The 23,852-nt window shown below is 55.6% G+C and carries 24 protein-coding genes and 1 tRNA gene; 7 read left to right on the top strand and 18 right to left on the bottom strand.

What is annotated here, in order from left to right:
• Nucleotides 1–162: 162 nt before the first annotated feature.
• From groL to GUC32_RS01635, 3 genes are all read right to left on the bottom strand, one after another.
• Nucleotides 163–1,809: a chaperonin GroEL gene (groL, locus tag GUC32_RS01645; protein WP_025305005.1), complete on the bottom strand. Its 1,647-nt coding sequence runs from the start codon at nt 1,807–1,809 to the stop codon at nt 163–165.
• A gap of 44 nt (nt 1,810–1,853) precedes the next feature.
• Nucleotides 1,854–2,147 (bottom strand): co-chaperone GroES, encoded by a 294-nt coding sequence (locus GUC32_RS01640; RefSeq protein WP_004929661.1) that lies wholly within the window; start codon nt 2,145–2,147, stop codon nt 1,854–1,856.
• Nucleotides 2,148–2,336: 189 nt separating this feature from the next.
• A complete protein-coding gene (locus GUC32_RS01635) occupies nt 2,337–2,825 on the bottom strand; it encodes an FxsA family protein (RefSeq protein ID WP_004929660.1) in 489 nt (162 codons plus the stop codon).
• A 369-nt stretch (nt 2,826–3,194) separates the two neighbouring features.
• Here GUC32_RS01635 and aspA point away from each other — a divergent pair, with 369 nt between their 5' ends.
• From aspA to GUC32_RS01605, 6 genes are all read left to right on the top strand, one after another.
• Entirely contained in the window at nt 3,195–4,631 is a 1,437-nt protein-coding gene (gene aspA / locus GUC32_RS01630; RefSeq protein WP_004929659.1) for an aspartate ammonia-lyase, read from the top strand.
• 125 nt (nt 4,632–4,756) lie between these two features.
• Nucleotides 4,757–6,058, top strand: coding sequence for an anaerobic C4-dicarboxylate transporter (locus GUC32_RS01625; RefSeq protein WP_016929379.1), 1,302 nt, complete (start codon nt 4,757–4,759; stop codon nt 6,056–6,058).
• 109 nt (nt 6,059–6,167) lie between these two features.
• Nucleotides 6,168–6,491 carry a divalent cation tolerance protein CutA gene (cutA, locus tag GUC32_RS01620; RefSeq protein WP_004929657.1) on the top strand — a complete coding sequence of 108 codons (324 nt, stop codon included), beginning with the start codon at nt 6,168–6,170 and terminating at the stop codon, nt 6,489–6,491.
• On the top strand, nt 6,467–8,176 hold the full coding sequence (locus GUC32_RS01615) for a protein-disulfide reductase DsbD (RefSeq protein WP_151428351.1): 1,710 nt from the start codon (nt 6,467–6,469) through the stop codon (nt 8,174–8,176). The genes cutA and GUC32_RS01615 overlap by 25 nt, the downstream gene beginning before the upstream one ends.
• A 42-nt stretch (nt 8,177–8,218) precedes the next feature.
• Entirely contained in the window at nt 8,219–8,794 is a 576-nt protein-coding gene (locus tag GUC32_RS01610; protein ID WP_004929655.1) for a transcriptional regulator, read from the top strand.
• Nucleotides 8,795–8,954: 160 nt separating this feature from the next.
• Nucleotides 8,955–9,030, top strand: a tRNA-Phe gene (locus tag GUC32_RS01605).
• 614 nt (nt 9,031–9,644) lie between these two features.
• On the opposite strand, the gene GUC32_RS01600 is transcribed toward GUC32_RS01605, so the two are convergent.
• The 11 genes from GUC32_RS01600 to GUC32_RS01550 all read right to left on the bottom strand — a co-directional run bounded on the left by GUC32_RS01600 (nt 9,645) and on the right by GUC32_RS01550 (nt 19,235).
• Nucleotides 9,645–9,929 (bottom strand): hypothetical protein, encoded by a 285-nt coding sequence (locus GUC32_RS01600; protein WP_060433955.1) that lies wholly within the window; start codon nt 9,927–9,929, stop codon nt 9,645–9,647.
• Nucleotides 9,930–10,066: 137 nt separating this feature from the next.
• Nucleotides 10,067–10,603 (bottom strand): LuxR family transcriptional regulator, encoded by a 537-nt coding sequence (locus tag GUC32_RS01595; RefSeq protein WP_043143787.1) that lies wholly within the window; start codon nt 10,601–10,603, stop codon nt 10,067–10,069.
• Between the two features lie 227 nt (nt 10,604–10,830).
• Nucleotides 10,831–11,739 carry a hypothetical protein gene (locus GUC32_RS01590; RefSeq protein ID WP_369435515.1) on the bottom strand — a complete coding sequence of 303 codons (909 nt, stop codon included), beginning with the start codon at nt 11,737–11,739 and terminating at the stop codon, nt 10,831–10,833.
• A 198-nt stretch (nt 11,740–11,937) separates the two neighbouring features.
• Nucleotides 11,938–12,753, bottom strand: a complete 816-nt coding sequence (locus tag GUC32_RS01585; RefSeq protein WP_369435514.1) for a hypothetical protein — start codon at nt 12,751–12,753, stop codon at nt 11,938–11,940.
• 171 nt (nt 12,754–12,924) lie between these two features.
• On the bottom strand, nt 12,925–13,437 hold the full coding sequence (locus tag GUC32_RS01580; protein ID WP_025304982.1) for a fimbrial protein: 513 nt from the start codon (nt 13,435–13,437) through the stop codon (nt 12,925–12,927).
• A gap of 10 nt (nt 13,438–13,447) precedes the next feature.
• Nucleotides 13,448–14,020 carry a fimbrial protein gene (locus GUC32_RS01575; RefSeq protein ID WP_197832095.1) on the bottom strand — a complete coding sequence of 191 codons (573 nt, stop codon included), beginning with the start codon at nt 14,018–14,020 and terminating at the stop codon, nt 13,448–13,450.
• Nucleotides 14,021–14,030: 10 nt separating this feature from the next.
• Entirely contained in the window at nt 14,031–14,636 is a 606-nt protein-coding gene (locus tag GUC32_RS01570; RefSeq protein WP_025304980.1) for a fimbrial protein, read from the bottom strand.
• A 47-nt stretch (nt 14,637–14,683) separates the two neighbouring features.
• Nucleotides 14,684–15,433 (bottom strand): fimbria/pilus periplasmic chaperone, encoded by a 750-nt coding sequence (locus GUC32_RS01565; protein WP_025304979.1) that lies wholly within the window; start codon nt 15,431–15,433, stop codon nt 14,684–14,686.
• A gap of 30 nt (nt 15,434–15,463) precedes the next feature.
• Nucleotides 15,464–18,019: an outer membrane usher protein gene (locus GUC32_RS01560; RefSeq protein ID WP_025304978.1), complete on the bottom strand. Its 2,556-nt coding sequence runs from the start codon at nt 18,017–18,019 to the stop codon at nt 15,464–15,466.
• Between the two features lie 29 nt (nt 18,020–18,048).
• A complete protein-coding gene (locus tag GUC32_RS01555; RefSeq protein WP_025304977.1) occupies nt 18,049–18,594 on the bottom strand; it encodes a fimbrial protein in 546 nt (181 codons plus the stop codon).
• Nucleotides 18,595–18,686: 92 nt separating this feature from the next.
• Nucleotides 18,687–19,235, bottom strand: coding sequence for a fimbrial protein (locus GUC32_RS01550; RefSeq protein WP_025304976.1), 549 nt, complete (start codon nt 19,233–19,235; stop codon nt 18,687–18,689).
• Nucleotides 19,236–19,661: 426 nt separating this feature from the next.
• On the opposite strand from GUC32_RS01550, the gene GUC32_RS01545 reads away from it, so the two are divergent.
• Entirely contained in the window at nt 19,662–20,405 is a 744-nt protein-coding gene (locus GUC32_RS01545; RefSeq protein ID WP_169540545.1) for a winged helix-turn-helix domain-containing protein, read from the top strand.
• Nucleotides 20,406–20,489: 84 nt separating this feature from the next.
• Here the strand turns inward: GUC32_RS01545 and GUC32_RS01540 are convergent, their stop codons facing one another.
• The 4 genes from GUC32_RS01540 to GUC32_RS01525 all read right to left on the bottom strand — a co-directional run bounded on the left by GUC32_RS01540 (nt 20,490) and on the right by GUC32_RS01525 (nt 23,827).
• A complete protein-coding gene (locus GUC32_RS01540) occupies nt 20,490–20,981 on the bottom strand; it encodes a hypothetical protein (protein ID WP_043142396.1) in 492 nt (163 codons plus the stop codon).
• Nucleotides 20,962–21,696, bottom strand: coding sequence for a transcriptional regulator (locus tag GUC32_RS01535; protein WP_369435513.1), 735 nt, complete (start codon nt 21,694–21,696; stop codon nt 20,962–20,964). The genes GUC32_RS01540 and GUC32_RS01535 overlap by 20 nt, the downstream gene beginning before the upstream one ends.
• Before the next feature lie 325 nt (nt 21,697–22,021).
• Nucleotides 22,022–22,642, bottom strand: coding sequence for a DUF2238 domain-containing protein (locus GUC32_RS01530; RefSeq protein ID WP_142591013.1), 621 nt, complete (start codon nt 22,640–22,642; stop codon nt 22,022–22,024).
• A gap of 120 nt (nt 22,643–22,762) precedes the next feature.
• The gene (locus GUC32_RS01525) at nt 22,763–23,827 is read right to left on the bottom strand and encodes a YncE family protein (protein WP_043142387.1); all 1,065 of its coding nucleotides are present in this window, start codon (nt 23,825–23,827) and stop codon (nt 22,763–22,765) included.
• Nucleotides 23,828–23,852 lie beyond the last annotated feature (25 nt).

Raw genomic sequence — 23,852 nt, 5'->3', positions numbered from 1 at the left:
GGTACTAAACGACAACGGTTTAGGGTAAAAACAAAATAATGCAATTATTCATTCACCAAACTAATAACAAGCTAACAAAACATCCTTTTAATTGATTTTTAAGCTAAAAAAAACCCCGGTCAGTTGACCGGGGTTCTCAGCACACAAGCGTGTGGGGGATGATTACATCATGCCGCCCATGCCGCCCATGCCACCCATGCCGCCTGCTGCGCCCAGATCCGGTGCGTCAGCCTTCGGCAGGTCGGTGACCATGCATTCGGTGGTGATCATCAGGCCAGCCACGGAAGCCGCGTACTGCAGAGCAGAACGGGTCACTTTGGTTGGATCCAGGATACCCATCGCAATCATGTCGCCGTATTCTTCAGAGTAAGCGTTGTAGCCGTAGCTGCCTTCGCCCGCTTTCACCTGGTTGGCGATAACGGAAGCTTCTTCACCGGCGTTGACCACGATCTGACGCAGAGGGGCTTCCATTGCGCGCAGCGCAACTTTGATACCCACGTTCTGGTCTTCGTTGTCGCCTTTCAGCGAGGCGATTTTGCCTGCAACGCGGATCAGCGCGACGCCGCCGCCGGCAACCACGCCTTCTTCCACTGCGGCGCGGGTTGCGTGCAGGGCGTCTTCAACGCGGGCTTTCTTCTCTTTCATTTCAACTTCAGTGGCTGCGCCAACCTTGATAACGGCAACGCCGCCGGCCAGTTTCGCTACGCGCTCCTGCAGTTTTTCACGATCGTAGTCAGAGGTCGCTTCTTCGATCTGCTGACGAATTTGAGCAACGCGGCCCTGGATGGTCGCTTCGTCGCCCACGCCATCGATGATGATGGTGGTGTCTTTGTTGATGACAACGCGTTTCGCCTGACCCAGATCTTCCAGGGTGGCTTTTTCCAGTTCCAGACCGATCTCTTCAGAGATAACGGTACCGGCAGTCAGGGTAGCGATGTCCTGCAGCATGGCTTTACGACGGTCGCCGAAGCCAGGCGCCTTAACGGCAGCCACTTTCACGATGCCGCGCATGGTGTTGACCACCAGGGTCGCCAGCGCTTCGCCTTCTACGTCTTCAGCGATGATCAGCAGCGGTTTGCCTGCTTTGGCAACGGCTTCCAGCACCGGCAGCATTTCGCGGATGTTGGAGATCTTCTTGTCGGCCAGCAGGATGAACGGGCTTTCCAGCTCAACAGAACCGGTTTCCGGCTTGTTGATGAAGTATGGAGACAGGTAACCGCGGTCGAACTGCATACCTTCAACCACGTCCAGCTCGTCTTGCAGGCCGGTGCCTTCTTCAACGGTGATAACGCCTTCTTTGCCCACTTTCTCCATCGCTTCCGCGATCAGTTTACCCACGGTTTCGTCGGAGTTGGCGGAGATGGTGCCGACCTGAGCGATAGCTTTGGAATCGGAGCAAGGTACGGACAGTTTTTTCAGTTCTTCAACCGCAGCGACAACCGCTTTGTCGATGCCGCGCTTCAGATCCATCGGGTTCATGCCTGCAGCAACCGCTTTCAGGCCTTCGGTGATGATGGATTGAGCCAGTACGGTTGCAGTGGTGGTGCCGTCGCCCGCCGCGTCGTTCGCTTTGGAGGCCACTTCTTTCACCATCTGTGCGCCCATGTTCTCGAACTTGTCTTCCAGTTCGATTTCACGCGCAACGGAAACGCCGTCTTTGGTGATGGTCGGTGCGCCGAAAGATTTATCCAGCACTACGTTGCGGCCTTTCGGGCCCAGGGTCACTTTTACTGCATCAGCGAGAACATTCACGCCGCGGAGCATTTTCACGCGAGCGTCATTGCCGAATTTTACGTCTTTAGCTGCCATTGGTATTTCCCTTCAACTCGTTCAGTTCAGAAGATAAAGCGCAATTACGCTTCAACAATTGCCAGAATGTCGCTTTCGGACATGATCAACACTTCTTCATTGTCGATCTTCTCTGCTTTCACGCCGTAGCCGTCGTTGAAAATCACGATATCGCCAACTTTCACATCCAGCGGTTGGATGTTGCCGTTTTCCAGCACACGCCCTTTACCCACTGCAACCACTTCACCGCGAGTGGATTTACCCGCAGCAGAGCCAGTCAGGACGATGCCGCCAGCAGATTTTGATTCAACTTCTTTGCGCTTGACGATAACGCGGTCATGCAATGGACGAATACTCATTGAACGCTCTCCTGTAAGAAGGTCTCTATCAGATTTAGGGTTGTACACCGGATGGTTGTTATTACCGGCCTCGTGGCATTTGAGATGGGGGCGTTCCAGCCCCCTTCAAGGGGGCGAACAAAAAAAATTTCGCATTTTCGGTTCGGCGAGTGCCGCAGAGATGAAAAACGCGGCCTGAGCCGCGTTTGCTTAACGATCGTGAGGTTTGCGATCCTCGTCCGGGCGGTGTTCCAGCACCGGGCGTTCGTCGTCCTTGCGCTGGAATTCGCCGTCGAAGGTATTGCCGTTGGCGGCGTCACCGCCCGTCCAACCGCCGGGGCGATACACCGACAGGTGCGGCATCAGCTTCAGCGTCAGCGATTTTTGCACCGGCGGCAGCAGCAGCAATAGGCCGAGGAAATCGGTGAAGAAGCCCGGTATCAGCAGCAGGAAGCCCGCCAGCACCAGCGAAACGCTTTTCACCATTTCCGCCGCCGGGCTTTCGCCGGCCGCCAGTTTTTGCTGCATCTGCACGAAGGTTTTCATGCCCTGATTGCGCACCAGCGAAATGCCGACGCAGGAGCTGAACACCACCAACAGCAGGGTGACAGCCACGCCGAGCACGGCGGCGACTTTGATAAAGATGGATATTTCTATGTAAGCCAGCAGAAATATCAGCAGTAGCGGTAACCAGCGCACCTGGTTCTCCTATCGGTAGGTAAGGCACGGCCGCCACGGGGCGACGGCGCGAAAAAAGAGGCCGTAAACGGCCGACACCATTACAATGAGGGCATCCCCCCACCATTTCAACCGAGAGCCGGTTTTTATTGCTAAAGTTCACAAACGTGAAAGAAGTCACAGAACCGGAAAAGGGCATATCCTTAAACACCATAAGGTGATCTGGATTCAGTCATTTCTTATCAACCAGCATATGATCTGGGCAGCAACGGGCGATTTGGTTAATCGTTTCACGCCCCAAGCCTTCGGCAACATTAATTTAGGCTGTGCCCTTACTAGCCTTGACCTGACAAATTATTAATTCGGCAGCAACACATAGAGAAGGTTCTCATGTCAAACAACATTCGTATCGAAGAAGACCTGTTAGGAACACGTGAAGTCCCCGCAGACGCTTACTACGGAGTTCACACTCTGCGTGCGATTGAAAACTTCTACATCAGCAACAGCAAAATCAGCGATGTCCCCGAGTTCGTTCGCGGCATGGTGATGGTGAAAAAGGCCGCGGCGATGGCCAACAAAGAACTCAAAACCATCCCGCGCAAAATCGCCGACGTGATCATCCAGGCCTGCGACGAGGTGCTGGATAAAGGCAAGTGCATGGATCAGTTCCCGGTGGACGTGTTCCAGGGCGGCGCAGGCACCTCGCTGAACATGAACACCAACGAAGTGCTGGCGAACATCGGCCTGGAGCTGATGGGCCATCAAAAAGGCGAATACCAGTACCTGAACCCGAACGATCACCTCAATAAGTGCCAGTCCACCAACGACGCCTACCCGACCGGGTTCCGCATCGCGGTGTACGCCTCCAACCAGAAACTGATCGACGCCATCAACCAGCTGCGTGAAGGCTTCGATCGCAAGGCGAAAGAGTTCGAAACCATCCTGAAAATGGGCCGCACCCAGCTGCAGGACGCAGTGCCGATGACCCTCGGCCAGGAATTCCACGCCTTCAGCGTGCTGCTGAACGAAGAGACCCGCAACCTGCACCGCACCGCGGAGCTGCTGCTGGAAGTTAACCTGGGCGCCACCGCCATCGGCACCGCACTCAACACCCCGGAAGGCTATCAGCCGCTGGCGGTGCAAAAACTGGCGGAAGTCAGCGGCCTGCCGGTGGTACCGGCGGAAGACCTGATCGAAGCCACCTCCGACTGCGGCGCCTACGTGATGGTGCACAGCGCACTCAAACGCCTGGCGGTGAAACTGTCCAAAATCTGTAACGACCTGCGCCTGCTCTCCTCCGGCCCGCGCGCCGGCCTGAACGAAATCAACCTGCCGGAGCTGCAGGCGGGGTCGTCCATCATGCCGGCCAAAGTGAACCCGGTGGTGCCGGAAGTGGTCAATCAGGTGTGTTTCAAGGTGATTGGCAACGACACTTGCGTTACCATGGCGGCCGAAGCGGGCCAGCTGCAGCTGAACGTGATGGAGCCGGTGATCGGCCAGGCGATGTTCGAGTCGATCCACATCCTGACCAACGCCTGCTACAACCTGCTGGAAAAATGCATTAACGGCATCACCGCGAATAAAGAAGTCTGCGAACACTACGTCTTCAACTCGATCGGTATCGTCACCTATCTGAACCCGTTCATTGGCCACCACAACGGTGACATCGTCGGGAAGATCTGCGCCGAAACCGGCAAGAGCGTGCGCGAAGTGGTGCTGGAACGCGGCCTGCTGACCGAAGCCGAGCTGGATGACATCTTCTCCGTGGAGAACCTGATGCACCCGGCCTATAAAGCCAAACGCTATACGGATGAAAATGAACAATAACAGACCTACCCGGTAGCCCTGAAAGGCACGCTAAATCCTCTGGATAGCGTGCCTTTTTACTTTCCGGCGCCCACAAAATTTTAACGTTTGATTTTCAATTTCTCTCATTTTAAGGAGTAAACACTATGCTAGCCGTAGAATTGGTTATCGTTCTGCTGGCCATCTTTTTAGGGGCCAGGTTGGGCGGTATCGGTATCGGGTTCGCGGGGGGGTTGGGCGTTCTGGTCCTGGCGCTGATCGGCGTCAAGCCAGGCAGCATTCCCTTCGACGTGATTTCCATCATCATGGCGGTGATCGCGGCGATCTCCGCGATGCAGGTCGCCGGGGGGATGGACTATCTGGTGCAGCAGACCGAAAAACTGCTGCGCAAGAACCCCAAACACATCACCATTCTCGCCCCTATCGTCACTTACTTCCTGACCATCTTCGCCGGCACCGGCAACATCTCGCTCTCGGCGCTGCCGGTGATCGCCGAGGTGGCGAAAGAGCAGGGCATCAAGCCTTGCCGCCCGCTGTCGACCGCCGTCGTCTCCGCCCAGATCGCCATCACCGCCTCGCCGATCTCCGCCGCGGTGGTGTACATGTCTTCGGTGATGGAAGGCCACGGCGTCAGCTACCTGCACCTGTTGATGGTGGTGATCCCATCCACCTTCTGCGCCGTGCTGGTGATGTCGCTGCTGGTGACCTGGCTGTTCGACTCCAAGCTGTCTAACGATCCGGTGTACCTGAAACGCCTGGAAGAAGGCCTGATCACCCTGCGCGGCAACAACGCGCTGGCGATCAAACCGCGCGCCAAAACCTCGGTGCTGCTGTTCCTGCTGGGCGTGCTGTGCGTGGTCGCCTACGCCATCATCAACAGCCCGGGCCTGGGCCTGGTGGCCAAGCCGCTGATGAACACCACCAACGCCATCCTGATCATCATGCTGAGCGTCGCCACGCTGACCACCCTGCTGTGCCGCGTCGACACCGACATGGTGCTGAACTCCAGCACCTTCAAGGCCGGCATGAGCGCCTGTATCTGTATCCTCGGCGTCGCCTGGCTGGGCGACACCTTCGTGCAAGCCAACATCGACTGGATCAAAGAGACGGCCGGCAGCGTCATTCAGGCGCACCCGTGGCTGCTGGCGGTGATCTTCTTCTTCTGCTCGGCGCTGCTGTACTCGCAGGCCGCCACCGCCAAGGCGCTGATGCCGATGGCGCTGGCGCTGAACGTGTCGCCGCTGACCGCCGTCGCCTCCTTCGCCGCCGTTTCCGGCCTGTTCATCCTGCCGACCTACCCGACGCTGGTCGCCGCGGTGCAGATGGACGATACCGGCACCACGCGCATCGGCCGCTTCGTGTTCAACCATCCGTTCTTCATTCCCGGCACCATGGGCGTGATCTTCGCGGTGGTATTCGGCTTCCTGCTCGGCAGCGTCATGCTGTAAGGCATCGACCGGGGCTGCGGCCCCGGTTTTCTTTCTGGCGATAAACTCGCCTTCTAGCCAATCCGCCTTCAGGGTATAGTGCCCATTCAAACCGATGAGAGGGCTGAAGATGTCTGATTGCGAAGCTGTCGTCATACTCTGTACCGCACCCGATGAAGCCAGCGCCCAGGAACTGGCGGCGCGGGTCTTGGGCGATAAGCTGGCGGCCTGCGCCACGCTGCTGCCCGGCGCCACCTCGCTGTATTACTGGGAAGGGAAACTGGAACAGGAATACGAAGTGCAGATGCTGTTCAAAAGCGATCGCCGCCGTCAGCAAGCCCTGCTCGACACCCTGAAACAACATCACCCTTACCAGACGCCCGAGCTGCTGGTCTTGCCGGTGATGGCCGGAGATAAAGACTACCTGTTATGGATCAACGCTTCCTTAAATTGATTTTGCTGCTGTGCAGCCTGTGCTTCCTGCCGCAGGCGGCGCAGGCTTCGCTGTTCGCGCCGAAGGGCGGCAGCCAGTTCGTGCCTGTCGATCAGGCCTTCGCTTTCGATTTCAAACAGCAAGGCAACCAGGTAACGCTGAACTGGCAGATCCGCCCCGGCTACTACCTGTATCGTCAGCAGATCAAACTGGTGCCGCAGCAGGCGACGCTCGGCGCGTTTACCCTGCCCGAAGGGCTGAGCCACAAGGATGAATTCTTCGGCGAAGTGGCGATTTTCAAACAGCAGCTGAATCTGCAGGTGCCGCTGCAACAGGCGGCGGCCAACGCCAGCCTCAGCGTCACCTATCAGGGCTGCGCCGAGGCCGGCTTCTGCTATCCGCCGGAAACCCGAACCATCCCGCTGGACGCGGTCAGCGCAGCCGCGCCGCTCTCGGCCTCTGCGCCGGCTGAAGCCCCCGCCGCACCGGCCAGCCTGCCGTTCTCGCCGCTGTGGGCATTGCTGATCGGCATCGGTATCGCCTTCACCCCGTGCGTACTGCCGATGTACCCGCTGATCTCCGGCATCATCCTCGGCCGCGACCGGCCGCAAAGCAGCGGCCGCATTCTGGCGCTGGCGGTGGTTTACGTGCAGGGCATGGCGCTCACCTACACCCTGCTGGGCTTGGTGGTGGCCGCCGCCGGATTGCAGTTCCAGGCGGCGCTGCAGCATCCTTACGTCCTGATTGGCCTGTCGGTACTGTTCATCGCGCTGGCGCTGTCGATGTTCGGCCTCTATTCCCTGCAGTTGCCCTCGGCGCTGCAAACCCGGCTGGCAAACTGGAGCAACACCCAGCGCGGCGGCTCACTGACCGGCGTGTTCCTGATGGGCGCCCTGGCCGGGCTGATTTGTTCCCCCTGCACCACCGCGCCGCTCAGCGCCATCCTGCTGTATATCGCCCAGAGCGGTAATCTGTGGGCCGGCGGCGGTACGCTGTACCTGTACGCGCTGGGAATGGGTATTCCGCTGGTGATCGTCACCCTGTTCGGCAACCGCCTGCTGCCGCGCAGCGGCCCGTGGATGCAGTACGTGAAAGAGGCCTTCGGCTTCGTCATTCTGGCGCTGCCGGTGTTCCTGCTGGAGCGAGTGATCGGCGACCTGTGGGGCATGCGCTTGTGGAGCCTGCTCGGCCTGGCGTTCTTCGGCTGGGCCTTCGCCCTGAGCCTGAGAAGCACACGCGGCTGGACGCGCGCTCTGCAACTGCTGCTGCTGGCGGCGGCGGTGATCGCCGCGCGGCCGCTGCAGGACTGGGCTTTCGGCACCGACCAGGCGCAGCAGGCGGCTCAACCGCATCTGGCCTTTACCCGCATCAACAACGTCGAACAGCTCGATCTCGCGCTGCAACAGGCGCGGGGCAAACCGGTGATGCTGGACCTGTACGCCGACTGGTGTGTAGCTTGCAAAGAGTTCGAGAAATACACCTTCAGCGACGCCGCGGTACAGGCGAGCCTGGCCAACGCGGTGCTGCTGCAGGCGGATGTGACCGCTAACAGCGTGGAACAGGCGGCGCTGCTGAAGCACCTGCAGGTGCTGGGGCTGCCGACGATCCTGTTCTTCGATCCGGCGGGCCAGGAACTGACAGCACAGCGGGTCACCGGTTTTATGAAGGCGGAAGCCTTCAACGCGCATTTGCAGAAAGTGATGTGATAAATAACACTGAGGTTCTGAACCGAAGAGGAGGAAGCACAAGTGCAACGTGAACACGTCCTTGATACCGCGCTGGGCCTGTTGGAACAACAGGGCCTGGCGACCGCCACATTAGAGATGCTGGCGGAAAAACTCGACGTTCAGCCCGGCGATCTCAAGCGGTTCTGGCCAGATCGCGAAGCGCTGCTGTACGACTGCCTGCGCTACCACGGCCAACAGATCGACACCTGGCGCCGCCAGCTGCTGCTGGACGAGAGCCTGAGCCCGCAGCAAAAGCTGCTGGCGCGCTATGACGTGCTGGCGGAATACGTGCAGCAAGACCGCTACCCCGGCTGCCTGTTTATCGCCGCCTGCAGCTTCTTCCCGGAAACGGATCATCCGATCCACCAACTGGCGGAGCAGCAAAAGCTGACCTCGCTGGAGCTAACCCGCGAACTGCTGCGCGACATGGACGCCGACGACGCCGACATGGTGGCGCAGCAAATGGAATTGATTCAGGAAGGCTGCCTGAGCAAACTGCTGGTAAAACGCCAGCTCCAGGACGTATCGGTCGCCAAACGGCTGGCGGAAGACATCTTGCAGGTGGCGCAGTGCCGCCGCAACGGGGCGTTAAGCTGAATCGGCAGGGTTGGCGGCACAGCCAACCCAAGGTGATAGCCAGAACAGGCGCATTTTTTGCGCCCTTTGCCTGAAAAGCCAGCAACCGGAGGCATTTTAACGTCTTTCACGCATAAAGCCGTTGACGGCTTTCGGCCAATACGGTTTAATGCTGCCCGTTGCCCGGATAGCTCAGTCGGTAGAGCAGGGGATTGAAAATCCCCGTGTCCTTGGTTCGATTCCGAGTCCGGGCACCACTATTTAGAGAACCCAGCCTATGGCTGGGTTTTTGCTTTTCAGGAACAGGACTCTCCATCGAACTGCGTTCGATTATTCGGCCAAAGGAGCTTACACTGCGGGCCAGCGGCATAGGCGAATGCTCCCTTCTCTACTTGCATCCCCCAAAAACGTTGGCGCCAAGGGTAAGCGAATTGCCGCATTCTCGGCATTAGGTGTGAAAGTGGCGACGCTAGACGAGCAATGCCCAATTTCGTTGAGGCGGATACTTACTCTCTGGTAAAAAACGCTACGTCATACAATGCGTAGCAGCGTCAATGATGACGTCGCAATGCCAACCAACGGGAAGAATGGCCGAGTTCTTGAATAGATAGCTGCCTTTTTTTCATCCGCTGCGCATGTTTGTAGAATGAATAGATGCTTAAACACAACAAGAATATCGCGAAATAAAACAAATCCACTTAACCTTTCCCTTGGTGTAGATAATACCCCACGTAAATTACGTACAGCTACCATCACTGCCAACGATAATAATTCACCGAACTTATATTTTTAGTCGGAACAACAGGATATTTAATCAACAGTCACAAAAAAAGCAGGGAGGATAACCCTGCTTGTCATTTAAAAATCAATATTACTGGCATAGCGGCGAGTATTTTTTCATAAACGGCGATTCACAAATCGCATTCATGACTTCGCCTTTATCTTTTTCTTTAGGCTTGGCGCCTGTGTTGGTGTTGCCCGCACATTGCCCGCCATTTTTCCCTTGACCATTGATGCATTGGCCAAAATCGCTATTGCCGGCACCGCTGGCGTTGCCATTATTGCCCTGCACGTTATGATTGCCGTTAAAACCGGCATGTGCATAAGATGCCATCATGATGCAAGCGCCAATAAGTAAAGCCGCTGTCTTTTTCATATTTTTCCCTTTTTGTTATTTAATAAATGAATAAATCGAGAATTAACATTTCCCTGATGGATTTTAATCAGAATCAACTATCCTTTAGCGTTCTAAAGATAACAGACGAGAATAATTATAATCATTCCCCATCACGGTTAGGAATACTCTGCCTCTGGTGATAGTAACCAATACATAAAATCATGGCTGCGATTTAACATCAGCTTACCCATTACCGAACGTTTATGGCTGTGCACCGTTTTAACGCTCACCCCCATTATTCTGGCGGTTTGCGATTGATCCAACCCACGCCGCATATAGCCGATAACCTGCCGCTCACGAGGGGTCAGCATTAGACCGGAAAAATGGCATACCGGGCCGGGATTGGCCAGGGCATCGGTCAACAGCGTAAACAGCCGTTGTTGATCGTCGGTTCGGTAAAGCACTCGCTTCGCTCGCCTGGCTGCAACGGTCTGCCTTTCTTTAATGGTGACGACGTGTGCCCTTGAATAGGCAGTCCAACACCGGGCGCGCCGGATTTGTGAGGTCAACACGATGTCAGGCCGCTCATCGCTGCCTGGCGGCAGGAAATGCGCGACTTTATTATACTGCTGCGCATATTTCGCAATACTTAACCGCAAGCCGGTAGCGAAATAGCGATTTTCGTCATCAATCACAATATTGATCGATTTCATTCCCTGAGCCTCCTGTAGGCATAGTATTAATTCGCGCCAGCGATAACCGTTCGATGGATTTTTACTCAAGCTCTCACGATATATGTTTAAACAATAGCGAATCTTTCAGGCCCAACCCGTTACATCGCCAGGAAAACATCACATGCGTTCTTCCTACAAAATAAGCGGTTATGCTGCGATAAACTTACTGATAACGACTTAGTTAATACGCTCGATAGCAGATTATTTTATGCAACCTCCACAATGGCCACTACCGAAGTAGAAAAGGGTCCCGTGTGTGAGGTGTTCGCATTTTTGAGATCGCCGTCGATAAATATCTCTTGCGTACCAGCAACCACCGTAACAAAGCTCTCCAGAGCGTTAACGCCGGGCTTCGCGTTTCGCACTTTCAAGCTGACACTAAGCCTGCCATCTTGACTTAACTTCATATCCGTTACACTGGAGGCAAACTTAACTCGTATATCCGTATCATTCGAGCAATTAACTTTAAATGAACCGCTGGCCTGCCGGCTGGCAACATCGCTTCTGATTGGACCAAAATCGACTACGGCATCAGTGTCAAGAATATCGCAGCTTGCTGTCAGAGGAATAAGCTCGCTGCAGTCAAACAGGCTGCCACTGACATTCCCGACAGCAGAAGCTCGCCAATTATAGATACAGGTTTTAAACCCCGGCCTTTTCCCCTCGGCCCCCGGACGGTACAATGCCGACTTGGTTACTCCGAATCCGCCACGGAGCTTCATCAGCGGCACCAATTCCCCAATGGTTTGGGCAGTCCCTAAACTGGTATTACAGTTACTCGTATTACACTGGTTAGGGGGGGTTCGATCAACCAAAGGTATAGAGATCATGGCTCCACCGGGATAGACATTGCCATCCCAATGAGCAGAGTAGAGCCCAAAGACGTAGCCACATGAATATCCGGTATTAGATGTGGTGTAGTGACATATATTCCAACTGGGTATCGGTGCTATATCATTCAGCGTAGTGGTGATCAGATAAGTCCCCGGTTCCTCTCCTTTTCTGACGCTGGTGGGCGCGTCGTGATATGCCGCATTCGCCCAGTTGGTCCATCCCAGCAATATGCCCAGAAATAATAAAAACCCTTTCATCGTGTGCCCTTGACGTAGAAACATTATCCCTCCTTAGACATCATAAAAATTTCATACCGATTGCCACAATAAACAAACAATCTGCATGCCAGCCCCTAGTTAAATAGGTAAAACCGCCCTCAATCTTCTTATGCCTTATAAAAACGGCGCAATCGCACGCACTATAACCCGTAGCGTATTAAGCTAGATTCATCCTTCATATCGCTTCTAACACGCGATCTTTTACATTAACTCAACAATAGCCACCACAGGCACAGAAAACGGGCCGGTATGCGAGGTATTGTTATTCCTGAGATCACCATCGATAAAGATTTCTCTATTGCCGCCTGGCACTTTGACATAATTCTCGCCCTCGCCAGCGATCAGATCTCTAAACTTCAGGCTGGCGGTCATTCGCCCGTCCTGGCTTAACGGCATATTGGTGACATTGGAATTAAACTTAACGCGCAAGTAAGCCTCGCTGGCACAATTTATCTTGATGGTTCCCGTGGCCTGCCGGGCCGTGACATCGCTGCTGAATGTGCCAAAGTCAACGATGGCGTTAGTGTCAAGAATATCGCAACTGTTCGTCTTGGGTATTTCGGGGCCACAGCCGAAAGCGCCACTCCATCTACCGTTAATTGCCACACCGAAGCAGAGTCGAAGAGGCCAGCTGCCAACCTGGTTTATATCTCTCGTCGAGTTCGTCCCATTGCGCCCTAAATACCTGACTAACGGCGCGAGCTCCCCCATGGTTTTGGCCGTGCTCGTGCTGGTCTTGCAATCCGCCGTGTTACAGCTGCTGTTGGCCTCAGCCAACGCCACAGAGGCACGTGGGGAGCTCGATAAGGTCATCACCACAGATAACATGCAGTCTCTTTGTCCATAACATGGGTTGGGTTCCTGCGACTCCGGTAAAATACGGAGAAACGTAAAAGAGAGGAAAGCATAGGATCCACTTGTAGGCTCTATACGAGGAATGGCCTCAAAATTAGCGGCGCGGGCCGCATTCATGCCGCCGAAAAATACGATTAGCAATAATAAAAAAATCTTTTTCATCTGGTTACCCTGCCGGAAAAATAGCTTATCCGACCATCGCCAATGGCGAAAATATTCCGCCGGTTAAGTGCCGTCGGTGCGCCTCTTTCCACCGCGTTTATAACGCGGCGGCTTTAATTGCTGCCGCAGCCCGGCACCGGAGCAGTGCAGCTTCGGTGCCGGTCTAACGTTTTACTCATATATGGCGGTCATGGTTGCCGACGCGGTGAAACTTCCCACAGGTAAACCCGCGTTCTCTTTGCCGATCGGTACGGCGTAGAACTTAGGCGGATTATTCTGATCGGCAACCACCACCTTGGTGTTAGGCACATAGGTTTTATCCGCGTCCCCTTCGATGATACGCAACCCGAAATTAGCAAATTGCTGGAGGGGTTGGGCCTGGATCGAGCTGTAATCGCCCCATGGGACAGTCGTATAGCCCAGCATCACCTTAAGCTGGCCGCTGCCTGGTGAACCGCCGCTACAGCTGACGGTGTAGGGGATCTGCATTTTCTTGTAGGTTTTACCATCAACCTTGGTGCCCACCACTTCCTGAAAATCAACGCTGATATCTTTACCCGTGTTGAGGACGCAGTCGGGCGCCGCCACCAGCTTACCGGTAAAGTTCACATTTATCGCCTGCGCCGCGCCGCTGGCCAGCAACCCCATACAGGCCAAGGCGGCCAGCCCTGGAATATATTTCATCTTCATCTCCTTATTGAACCTCGACTAATAATGTGGCTGAACTGGAAAAGTTCCCGCCACTCAACTTGGCGCCGCCGCGCTTGACCGGTACGGCATAGAGCAGTGGATAATTGGGATAAAAAAAGTTATGCCACTCGTTCAGCTTTAGCTGCTGGCCATTTTCGAACAGCAGCTTGATCGCCAAATCTTCCTTCTCGCGGGTGCGCAGCAAACCGACGCCAAAATTTGAGTTCTCGCCCTGCAATGACACTTTCATATTTCCGTTCGAGCCGGAGGTATCGCCGCTGCAGCTCACGCTATAGGGGATCTTTTTCTTGCCGTAGTTGACGCCGTCAATGTCTGCGATATTCAGTTCGCCGAAGGGCACATCGATGTCATTGCCGCCGTTGATTTCACACTTTGGTTTCGCGAGCACTTCACCTTTCACCGTGACATTCACCGTGGCGGCCTGCGCCAGCTGGCCAAAACTCAGCACCGCCAGCAGGGTGAGCGCCGAAGCGGCAGCGGTGCTGGCCGCCAGCGCACAGCCCAGAAGGAGATATTCGCCGCCGATGGCCAGCGTGCGTCGCCCTGTATCGCCCATACCGTCCACCTCAGTCATAGTTCAGCCGGAAATCGATCGCCGCGCGGTAGGCGCCCGCCAACAGCGGCGCACGCGTGCGCTCCGCCATCACATAAAACTGCAGCCCGTTATCGCCCAGCGCCAGCAGCTGCGGCCGGCTGCGGCTGCCCAGCCGCACATCGCGGTTATCCGCATCCAACAGCCGCAGCCCCAGGCCTTCGGCGCCCTGCACCTGCACCAGCTGCGGGTTATCCGCATCGGCCGGGGCGGTGAAGCTCACCGTTACTGCCGGCTGGTAGGCATCCCACAGCCGGTAACCCAGGCGAGTGTCTCTGATGGCCGCCCCCATGCGCGTGCAGTCACGCAAGCGCAGTTGGAAGGCCACCGGCTGCGTGCGGTTGCCGGGCGCCGCCAGGCTGCTCGTGGTGGTTTCGCCCAGCCAGATATCCTGGTAGGCCGAAGACATCTCCAGCCGGCAGGCGCCTTCGGTCAGCGCGCCATGCACAAACAGCATGCCGTGGTTACCTGACTCTGCCCGATTCGTCAGCAAAACCAGCGCCAATAACGCCGCCTGGCCTGCCCGTCGCGTTAAAGCACCTCTCTCCTGGCTGTTGCAGCCGCTATCGATTATTTGCATTAGTTTCCCTGCCGCTTCAACTGATGGAACGCCGCTGCCGGCGCCGATTATCCTTGCTTCTCAGGCACCACCTGACAATCACCGGTGCCACACTTGAAGGTCAGATCCGGGCGGCCGCCATAGTCATTGACATAAGTCAGCACCGGTGCATTGCCCAGGCCAGTGGCGCCTAACGCCACGCTGCCTTTCGGCGGCACCATCAGCGGTTCAAAACCGGCGGCGGTTTTACCGCTCTTGCTGCTGCGGGCATCGACCAGCGTGATGTAATACGGGGTCGGGTTATTGGCCCTAAAGCCCGCGCCCTGGCGGGTCAGCGTCAACTGCTCTTGCCACGGGCTGTACGCGGCATTTTTGTTCGGCACGATCGCCGCCGGGCGGTAGAACAGCTTGATGCGGGTCTGCAGCGCGATCTGCAGCGTGTTGGCCTTGTTGCTCTTCGGCGGGATCTCGCGCAGGTTGAAGTAGAACAGGCTCTCGCGATCCTGCGGCAGCGCCTTGGCGGCCGGCAGCGCCTGCACCTTGACCTGGCTTTGCGCGCCCGGCTCCACCCGCTGCACCGGCGGCAACACGATCAGCGGGCTGTTGATTTTTTCACCCTGCTCATTCTCCAGCCAGCCCTGAGCCAGATAAGGCAGTTGGGTGTTTTTATTGGTGATGCTCATACTGGCCGAGTTATCGCCGCCGTTTAAAATCACGCGGGTGCGATCCAGCGCGATAGCGGCCTGCGCCTGGCCGCTCAGCAAGGTGGTGGTTAGCAGGCCGGCTACCGACAGCGTTTTTACAGTGTTGTTTCGCATAATAAGCTTCCATTTGGTCAAAAATTGCATTTACGGGTTTTCCGGGGCATCTGCCTGGCCTTCACTGCCTGCGGCCACGCGCCGGCACGGCAGCAGCAGATCGCTCAGAGCAACATCCGTGCGCAACGCCGGCAGATCGATTTCGCATTGCGCCTTCCCTTCCCAATGCACCGTCATTTGTTCACCGGCGCGGATACCGCTGAGGTAAACGCTGCCGCCGTCATTCACAATCCCGGTCTGCTGCCTGCGGCGGTTGAACACCTCGGCGCCAAACGGCGGCGTGCTGCCGTCCGCCAGGCGGATCACCGCCATCGCTTTCTGGCCGGAAATCACGTTGAAGCGCCGGTAGCCAATGGCCCCTTCGGTGAGCGTCGCCTGCACCACCGACTGCGTCGCTTCAGCCTCGTCCGATAAGTTGGTCAGATCGATGCTCGCCCGGCTGCGGTAAAAGTTGCCGACGTCCGTCACCACCGCTTTGCCAAACATGTTGGTGCGGCTCGTGGCGCCATAGCCACGTACCGGCACCCCGGCCACGCCATCGGTGTCCAGCATCAGGCGGGTACCACCGAAGCTTCCGCTACGGTGCAGCGCCGCCCCCTGGGCGGTAAGCGTGGCCCCGCCCAGCAGGCTCATGCCGAACGCGGAGTACTGGCCCCCCTGATAACTCGCGTTGGCGTCGATACGCGCCGCGTCGCCGTCGTGGCTGTAAAACGCGCTGGCGGAGCCGCCGTTGCGCGAGCTGCCGGCGGTCAGCTGATAGTTGTTGTGTTCATCCAACCGTTGGTAGTAGCCCACCCGCTGGTTGTTATTGTTACGGTTCCACGAACTGCTGTAGCTGAGGTTGGTATCTTCTCCCCACGGCACCGTCAGGCTCAGATACATGCCGTCGTCGTTGGTCCCTCTGGACTTGTTGCGATAAGCCGAGAGTGAGGCGCTCAGGTTTTTCCACGATCCCAGGTTGAAATAGCGCGACAGCGCCAGGCTGTAGCGTTCGTCGGTCGGCTTATCCCAGTAAGTCTGGTGGTCGTAGTTGAGATAGGTACTGACCCCCAGATCGCGGAACTGCTTGTTAAAGGTGATGGTGTACATTTCTCGGCTTTTGCCGTTCCGCAAGCCGTGATAACGCGCGTCCAGGTATTCGCTCATGGTCATAAAATTTTCTTCCGAGAAGCGATAACCGGCGAAGGTGATCTGACTGTCGTATTCATCAAAGCTTTTCGAATAGCTCAAACGGTACGAGCCGCCTTTTTTGGTGCCGTCGTCAATCGGCAATCTGGCCCGCGAATATGTGGTATCAAACGACAGCGCGCCGAGCACCAGCAGATCGCGCCCCAGCCCCAGCGACAGCGCGTTATAATCGCCACCGGCGATAGCCCCGCCGTACAGCGACCAACCGTTGCTGACCCCCCAGGAGAATTCACCGGTGGCAAAGGTTGGCCCCTGCACCTGGTGCTCCCAGTTCGACGGCCGACCACCGGCGAACTTGAAGCGCACCATGCCAGGGCGCGTCAGATAAGGAATGCTGGCTGTGTCCACCTGAAACTGCTGCACGCTGCCGTCTTGTTCCTCAACCTTGACGTCCAGCTTGCCCATCACCGAATCGCTCAGATCCTGGATGCGGAACGGCCCGGCGGCGACCTGCGCCTCATACAGCACGCGCCCCTGCTGGCTGATGGTGACTTTGGCGTTGGTTTTGGCGATGCCGGTCACCTCCGGCGCATAGCCGCGCAGGTTGGGCGGCAGCATGTTGTCGTCCGACATCAGGCTGAAGCCGGTAAAGCGGAAGCTGTCGAAGAGGTTGCTCTGCAGCGAATCCTCTCCCAACGCCAGGCGCGCGCCCCACTGCGGCAACGCGCGGAAAGCGTAATAGCGGCTCCAGTCAAACGTTCTCTGGCTCGATTCCCCCGAGCCGGTCTGGTGATTGAGACTGGTCTGCCAATCGGCCCGCAGCCGCCAGGCGCCCAGGTTGGCGCCCACCGCACCATTACCGCCCAGGCGCTGCGTCTGGCCGCCGCCGTTGCTATTCTGCTGCACCTGGCCGTTCAGGTTGTAGTCCAGCAGCAGGCCGGGAATGCCGTTATCCCAGCGCGCCGGCGGATCCCAATCCGGCGAGGAGTACTCTAAATAGGCCTGGGGAATGTTCAGATACAGCGCCGACACCGCCAGATCGCCCCTGGCCTCGATGCCCTTGAGGCTGCTCAGATCTAGGCACTGCTCGTTATGCCACCAGCGCAGCTGCTTGAGAAACTCGGTTTTAAGGCCCAGTTTTTCAACCAGCTCCGGCGAGACGCAGGCCGCACTGCCATCGGGATCGTTTTCCGGCGGATAGAAAACCACCGGCTGCTCATCCAATGGCTGCTTGTTCACCACTACCGTCATGCTGTACTTGCCCGGCATAATAAAGGCGCCTTTGGCAAAGCGGCCGAGATCGATATTTTTACGATCGTTGATATCCAGGATGTCAGTGTTGAACTGAATTGCATCATCCGCCCGTCCCGGCAACGCCAGGCCGCAGAGAGCCAGAGAAATACATATCCCTAATAAACTTAACGGGAGCGCCCCCGATTTAAATTTTCTCGCATCCATGATCCCGCCAACCTTTAACTTATTTATAATCAGTAGTAATCCAATTTAAAACGAATGGCGGAGCGGTAATCCCCTGCGCGCAATACCTGGCTGTTAGCCACCAGCTGCATTGAATAATTCAATCGATAATCTTTTGTTAGGGTATTTTCTATTGACATCGGCACCCCAGGGTAAATATCTGTGCCGATGCTATCGACAATGCGTAACGCCACGCCACGGGCATCGCCGATGACGCCGAAGTTTTTTCCTTCCGCATTACCGTCAAATATCATGCGGAAATGCTGGCGCCCGGTATTGGTACTGTTTTCCCCTGCCAGCCCGCAGTTCACCAGCTTCAGCGTAAAGGGGCGGGTCAGCCCGTGCCCATCACGGGTAATTTGTTCCACCGGCAAAATTTTCATATCGATGGTTTGATCACGGCTGGCCGCTTCAAGGGCGCAGGCCGCGTTGACAATAGCGCCTTCCATATTGACTCTTCCCCAGCCAATAACCGAAGCCGTTGCCGGCATCGTCTGGGCCGTAAAAATCGCGACCAATAGGGAAGGCGCCACTACATTTTTGCCAATAAGGGCCATAGAGATTATCCCTTGCAAACAGGAATCCATTCGGGGAAAAAGCATACGGGCTAGTCCCGCATGCTATAATTATTCAACCTGTCGTAAATCGATTAGTTATAATTTACAATGAAGTTAGCAGTACTGAAGAAGGTACCGGCTTGAATTGGTTTATTTTTATCGTCTCCATTACCACGCAGGTGAGAGGTGAAATTCAGAGTATATTCAGTATCTGCGCCCGCTTTCAGTACACCAATGTTAATTGGCGTACCCAGCTTAACAGTGTCCGCGCCATGAGAGATAACGACACCGGCGTTTTTAGCGGTGCTCATTGGACCGAATTGCAGCATATCGTCTTTAACACCTTTAAGACCGTTGAAAGTGATCGTCATCGCCGTCTCAGTAGGAGCGTCAGGCAAAATACAGTCTCTCAGCACAATATCGAACGGAGTCTTAACAGCGGAATCACGGCCATTCAGCAGGCTGGAGTCGCCGATTTGGCCCATTTTTACAGTTTGCTCAACGCTCTTCTGATCCATTGAACATGCAGCTTTCGCAATAGAACCTTCAAAGTGAACCTTACCGGTGTTAGCTGCCTGGGCCATCATAGAAGAAGCGCCGAAGGCCAATACCGCTGCAATCATAATTTTGTTCAGTTTCATAGAGATTCCTTACATTCCTTAGTAAGTAGTGGAGAAGAATTAAATCCTTAAAGTCACGCATGCAATGCAGCAGCTTTATTCCTGAGATTCCTGCGCATTGTCTCCGTGGCTAATACGCTGCGTTTCCGCGCCCCGTATCAGTGGAAACAAATTTACACTTAGCGCCTTCCATTTGAAACGTTATGTCGCAAAAATACAAAAACACAGGATTATTATCGATAAAATAATAATTAAATAGATTAAAATCACGATAAATAGGATTTAATTATCAGTATTTATATTAAAAAACTTGTAAGCAGATAAACATTTCATTTCAATTACACGAATAAAGAGAAAAATCCTATTGCCCTGCAACTCAAGGGATTGAAAAAAGTACACAGAGGTCTCAGAATAATCTCTCGACAGGAAAGTTGACGGGTAAATAAAATGATTTTCATTATAAATGAGAGCATCCTCTATAACGAGGAGGAAGGCACATTGATGCATGTCGATAATGCCAGCAATAAAATAGCTTTACTGAAGCCGACCAGCAGACTGCTTTCGTTGTTCATCAAGAATAATAACAAGCTGTTGTTGCGAGAGAGGTTGCTTAATGATGTTTGGGTCGATTATGGGCTGAAAGCCTCCAACAATAACTTAAACAATTACGTTTCCGGGTTACGTAAATCACTGGCGCAGTTTGGCGCCGAGGAGATTATCGTCACCTATCCACGTCAGGGGTTTAAATTTATTGCTCGAAACATTCATGAAGCGAATGAAAATAAGGTGGAAATATATAGAGAAGAAAAGCACCGTGAAACGGAAATAGCGTCTACGCCGCCCCCCGGGACTTCTCCCCCCGGCATCCGACGAGCATTACAACGCTTAATAATGATTGCCGCTGCCTGCCTGGTGCCTTTTGCCATCATTGTGCTGTATCAAAACAGCACGCGCATCAGCGTTTATCCCCTTGGGAATTACCAAAGCTGCCAGGTGTACAGCATGACTTTAGGTGGAGGCAGCCTGGAGAACATCAAGCAGGTGATACAACAGGCGGGCTTCAATTGCCGTACGCGGGCCGACGTCTATTATTACGCTAACATTCTTAATGAGAGCACTAACCAGGATGAACAGCAGGTCACCTACTGCCCGCGTACCGGCAACAGCCCTTGCATCAATATAACTATATAGCTGGCAATCCACCTTAATCTTTTCGCTCTTGACACCCAGGGTCAGAGACAACATCGGCCCCCCCAGTAATTCTGGGGGTGACCGTTATGCGCCAGTCACGCAGACAAAAAGCGGCGAATGGTTATCAGTAAACAGATAGTGATGCCGATCGATACGCTCGATGCGCATATGCAGCTGCTGCCCGGCGATAGGTAACCGGCGATTCATATCCTCGCGAATAACAGAGTCCTGCGGCTTGCGGGTATTTTTCGTTACCCACATGGTGTAGTTGCTGCCGCGACGCTGGTAACTCATTTCCACGGAGCGATCGACCACATAACGTGTATCACCATCAAAAAAACTGCCGCTCATCAACATAGTGAGCTGTCGCGCGCCCTCAGGCACGATGCTCACCAGCAGCACACGCTCCATCGCCGCATCTTTATCCTGATTATGCACCCGCATCGACGCCCGGCATTCCGGCACCTGCGGCATAGCGAACAGCACATAGGCGGCGGCGCAACAGCAGGCCAGCGCCGCAAAGGCTAACAGCGCGTAACGGTAATGCCATATCCGGTTATTTTTCCAGACTTTCATAGTAGTTCTCGCATTGCGCTTTGCCCGCTGCCATCGCCGTCTGCGGACAATAAAAGAAGTAAGAAGATCGCACGCGTTCTGCGCTGCCTGGTACCACCGACTGGCTGTCGTAATAGAGCAGCGTCGCCGGTTCACTACAGTGAATATGATTTCGTTTATCCAGCAACGTTTGTAAGTGCGCCAAATCCGCCTTGCCGGAACCGGTCTTATGATAAGAAGCGATAAACTTCACCTCACAGCTGCCGATGTTGCCTACACTTACCGTGCTGATCGGCGCATAGCCGGCGTCCTGCCAGGCCCACAGACCGCTCCCCGCCGCCAACAGCAGCAACGCGGCCAACCCGAGGCGCTTAAATCGCTGCGCTCGCAGCGGCTTGGTCGGCAAGGCGCTTTCTGCAGCCGCCGGGATCGGCGTCTCCGGCGAACTCTCCGCCAAGCTGTCTGTCGTCTTCAACGAAGTGGCGGTAAACATAAATCCCTGGCGCGGCAGCGTGACGATAATATCGTCCTCGCCCAGGGCGGCGAACATCTTGCGCAGGATGGAAATGGTGTTATTGAGGTTATTGCCGGAGGCCACCTGGCCGTGCGCTTCCCATACCTGCGTCAGCAGGGTATCGCGGGAGAGCACCAGTTTATTGTTTCTGACCAATGCGGACAGCAGGCGGTTCAGGGTGGCGGTGAGCGGTTGAGGCGGCAGCTCAGCATTGATATCCACCAACTCTGATCTATCTTCATGATATTTAATCTTATTATTAATTATGTATCTCATTATTCCCCGCTCAAAAAACTAATTAATAATAATTAGCCCTTGTTAAACATGAGAATAGTAGCACACGGCGCGAGTTAAGAAAATTCCTAGAAAAACGCATAAAAAGCTAAATAATCATAAATATAAGAAATAACATTGTGCTGTCTCACAGGGTGCCAAACATTTAACTGATGATTATCTATTTCTTATCATGTCGACATTAAAATGCCGCCCGGAAAATACTGGGCGGCACGAGAAGTCGCTATTTTCACTAGGCTTAACGCAACAAGGCTTACTCTTTTAAACGCCGCAGTTGCCTACCCTGCCAGCCACCGAACAGCCACTGGCCGGCTATCGCGCCGAGCAACGCGCAGAACATATCGGACTGCGTGTCCCACGGGTCGCCCTGGGTGCCGAGAAACTCGTCGGCGCCCTGGCCCAGCGCCAGTGCCGCCCACCACTCGATCAACTCATACACCGCGCTGATCGCCAGCGCGATGCAGCACACCACGAAGCCCAGCACCTTGCGGCCCTGCACATAACCGCCGCGCAGCAGGATCTCGCGCGCCGCCAGCGCCGGCACCAATCCCTGGAAGAAATGCCCCAGTTTGTCGTACGGGTTGCGGCCAAGATCCAGCCACTGCTGCACCTCAAAGCCCAGCGGCACGCGAGCATAGCTGTACATGCCGCCGAAAATCAGGATCAGCGCATGGAAGAAAATCAGCGTGTAGAGCAGCGGCGTCAGCGGATAACGGCGATGGGTCAGCCACAGCAACGGCAAAACAATCAATACCGGCGCCACCTCCATCAACCAGGTGGTGCGATCGTAGGGGCTGATGCCGCTGTGGATCAGCGCGGCCAGCAGCAGCAGGGTGATAACGGACAACAACAGCGGTGTGCGTGAGGCAGGCATAACCCACGTTCCTTCGGATCAATAAGGCAATCCACACTTTATACCGCAGATCGCACGGCGAAAAAAAACAGGCTGAGCGTCGCCGCTTCGCCTGTTCGAGGGGGTTTACCCTGCGCGGGATTATTTCAGCGCTACGCGGATCACGTCGTCCGGCGCGGTCGCTTCTTTCTCGCGGCTGGAAGCCTGCTTGACGCTAACGTACAGCGTCTGGCCGTCCGGCGACAGCGCCAGGCTGTTCGGGTGGGTCGGCGTCTTGATGGTGTTCAGCACCTTGTAGCTCTTGGCGTCGATCACGCTCACTTCACCCGCCTGGCGATGGGTCACGTAAACTTCATTGCGCGCCGGGTTGAACAGCACCGCCAGCGATTCCGGCACGTCGATCTTGCTCAGGATGTTGCCGCTGCGGGTATCCACCACCAGCACCTGTGGCTGCTTGGAATCGGTGATGAACGCGCGATGGGTGGCGGTATCCAGGCTGATGTTCAGGAAGAAGTGCTCTTTAGCCTCATCCAGCTTCTTGCGCGACAGCACCTTATTGCTCTGGGTATCGATGGTCACCAGCTCGCCGTCGGCGTTGGTGACGTACAGGCGCTTGGCGGCGGCGTCCAGCGCCAGGCCGGTGCCGTATTTGCCGGTGTCGGTCACGGTGGCACGCAGGGTCAGATCCTTGCCATCCACCACCCACACCACGCTGGATTCACCCAGCCCGGTAATGTACAGGGTATCGCTGTCGGCATCCGCCACCAGCTCGCGCGGCGCCAGCGGCTTGACGGTCTCAGAGCGCTGGCGCGCGTCCAGCACCAGGCGGCCTTTCACTTCGCCGGTCTTGGCGTCGATGGCGGTCACCGAGTTATTGACGGTGTTACCGAAGAACAGCGTGCCGGTTTTAGCGTTGACGGCGGCGCCAAACGGCTTGATGTCGTTATGAATAATCTGGGTCACGTCCAGCGTGGTCGGATCCAGACGGTAGACGATACCGCCCTTGTCCAGCTTGCGGCTCTGCGACGTCGCCAGGTAGAGCGCGTTCTCGCTCGGGCTGTAGGCCATTTCATAGGCGCCCTTGCCAACCGGCTTACGCAGCACTTCCGGCGCAGTCTGCGCCAGCAACGAGTTGGAGAACAGCAGCGTGGACAGCAGCATCAGCGGGAATGCCGCGCGTTTTCCCTTGGTGATCAAAGCATTCATCGAAATCTCCTTATAGAGCCAACGG

It is taken from the genome of Serratia sp. NGAS9 (assembly GCF_009905295.1).
In the GTDB taxonomy this organism is placed as follows: Bacteria; Pseudomonadota; Gammaproteobacteria; order Enterobacterales; family Enterobacteriaceae; genus Serratia; species Serratia bockelmannii.
Note: the sequence above shows the minus strand (reverse complement) of the source record. Positions and strands in the feature narration are given on the sequence as shown.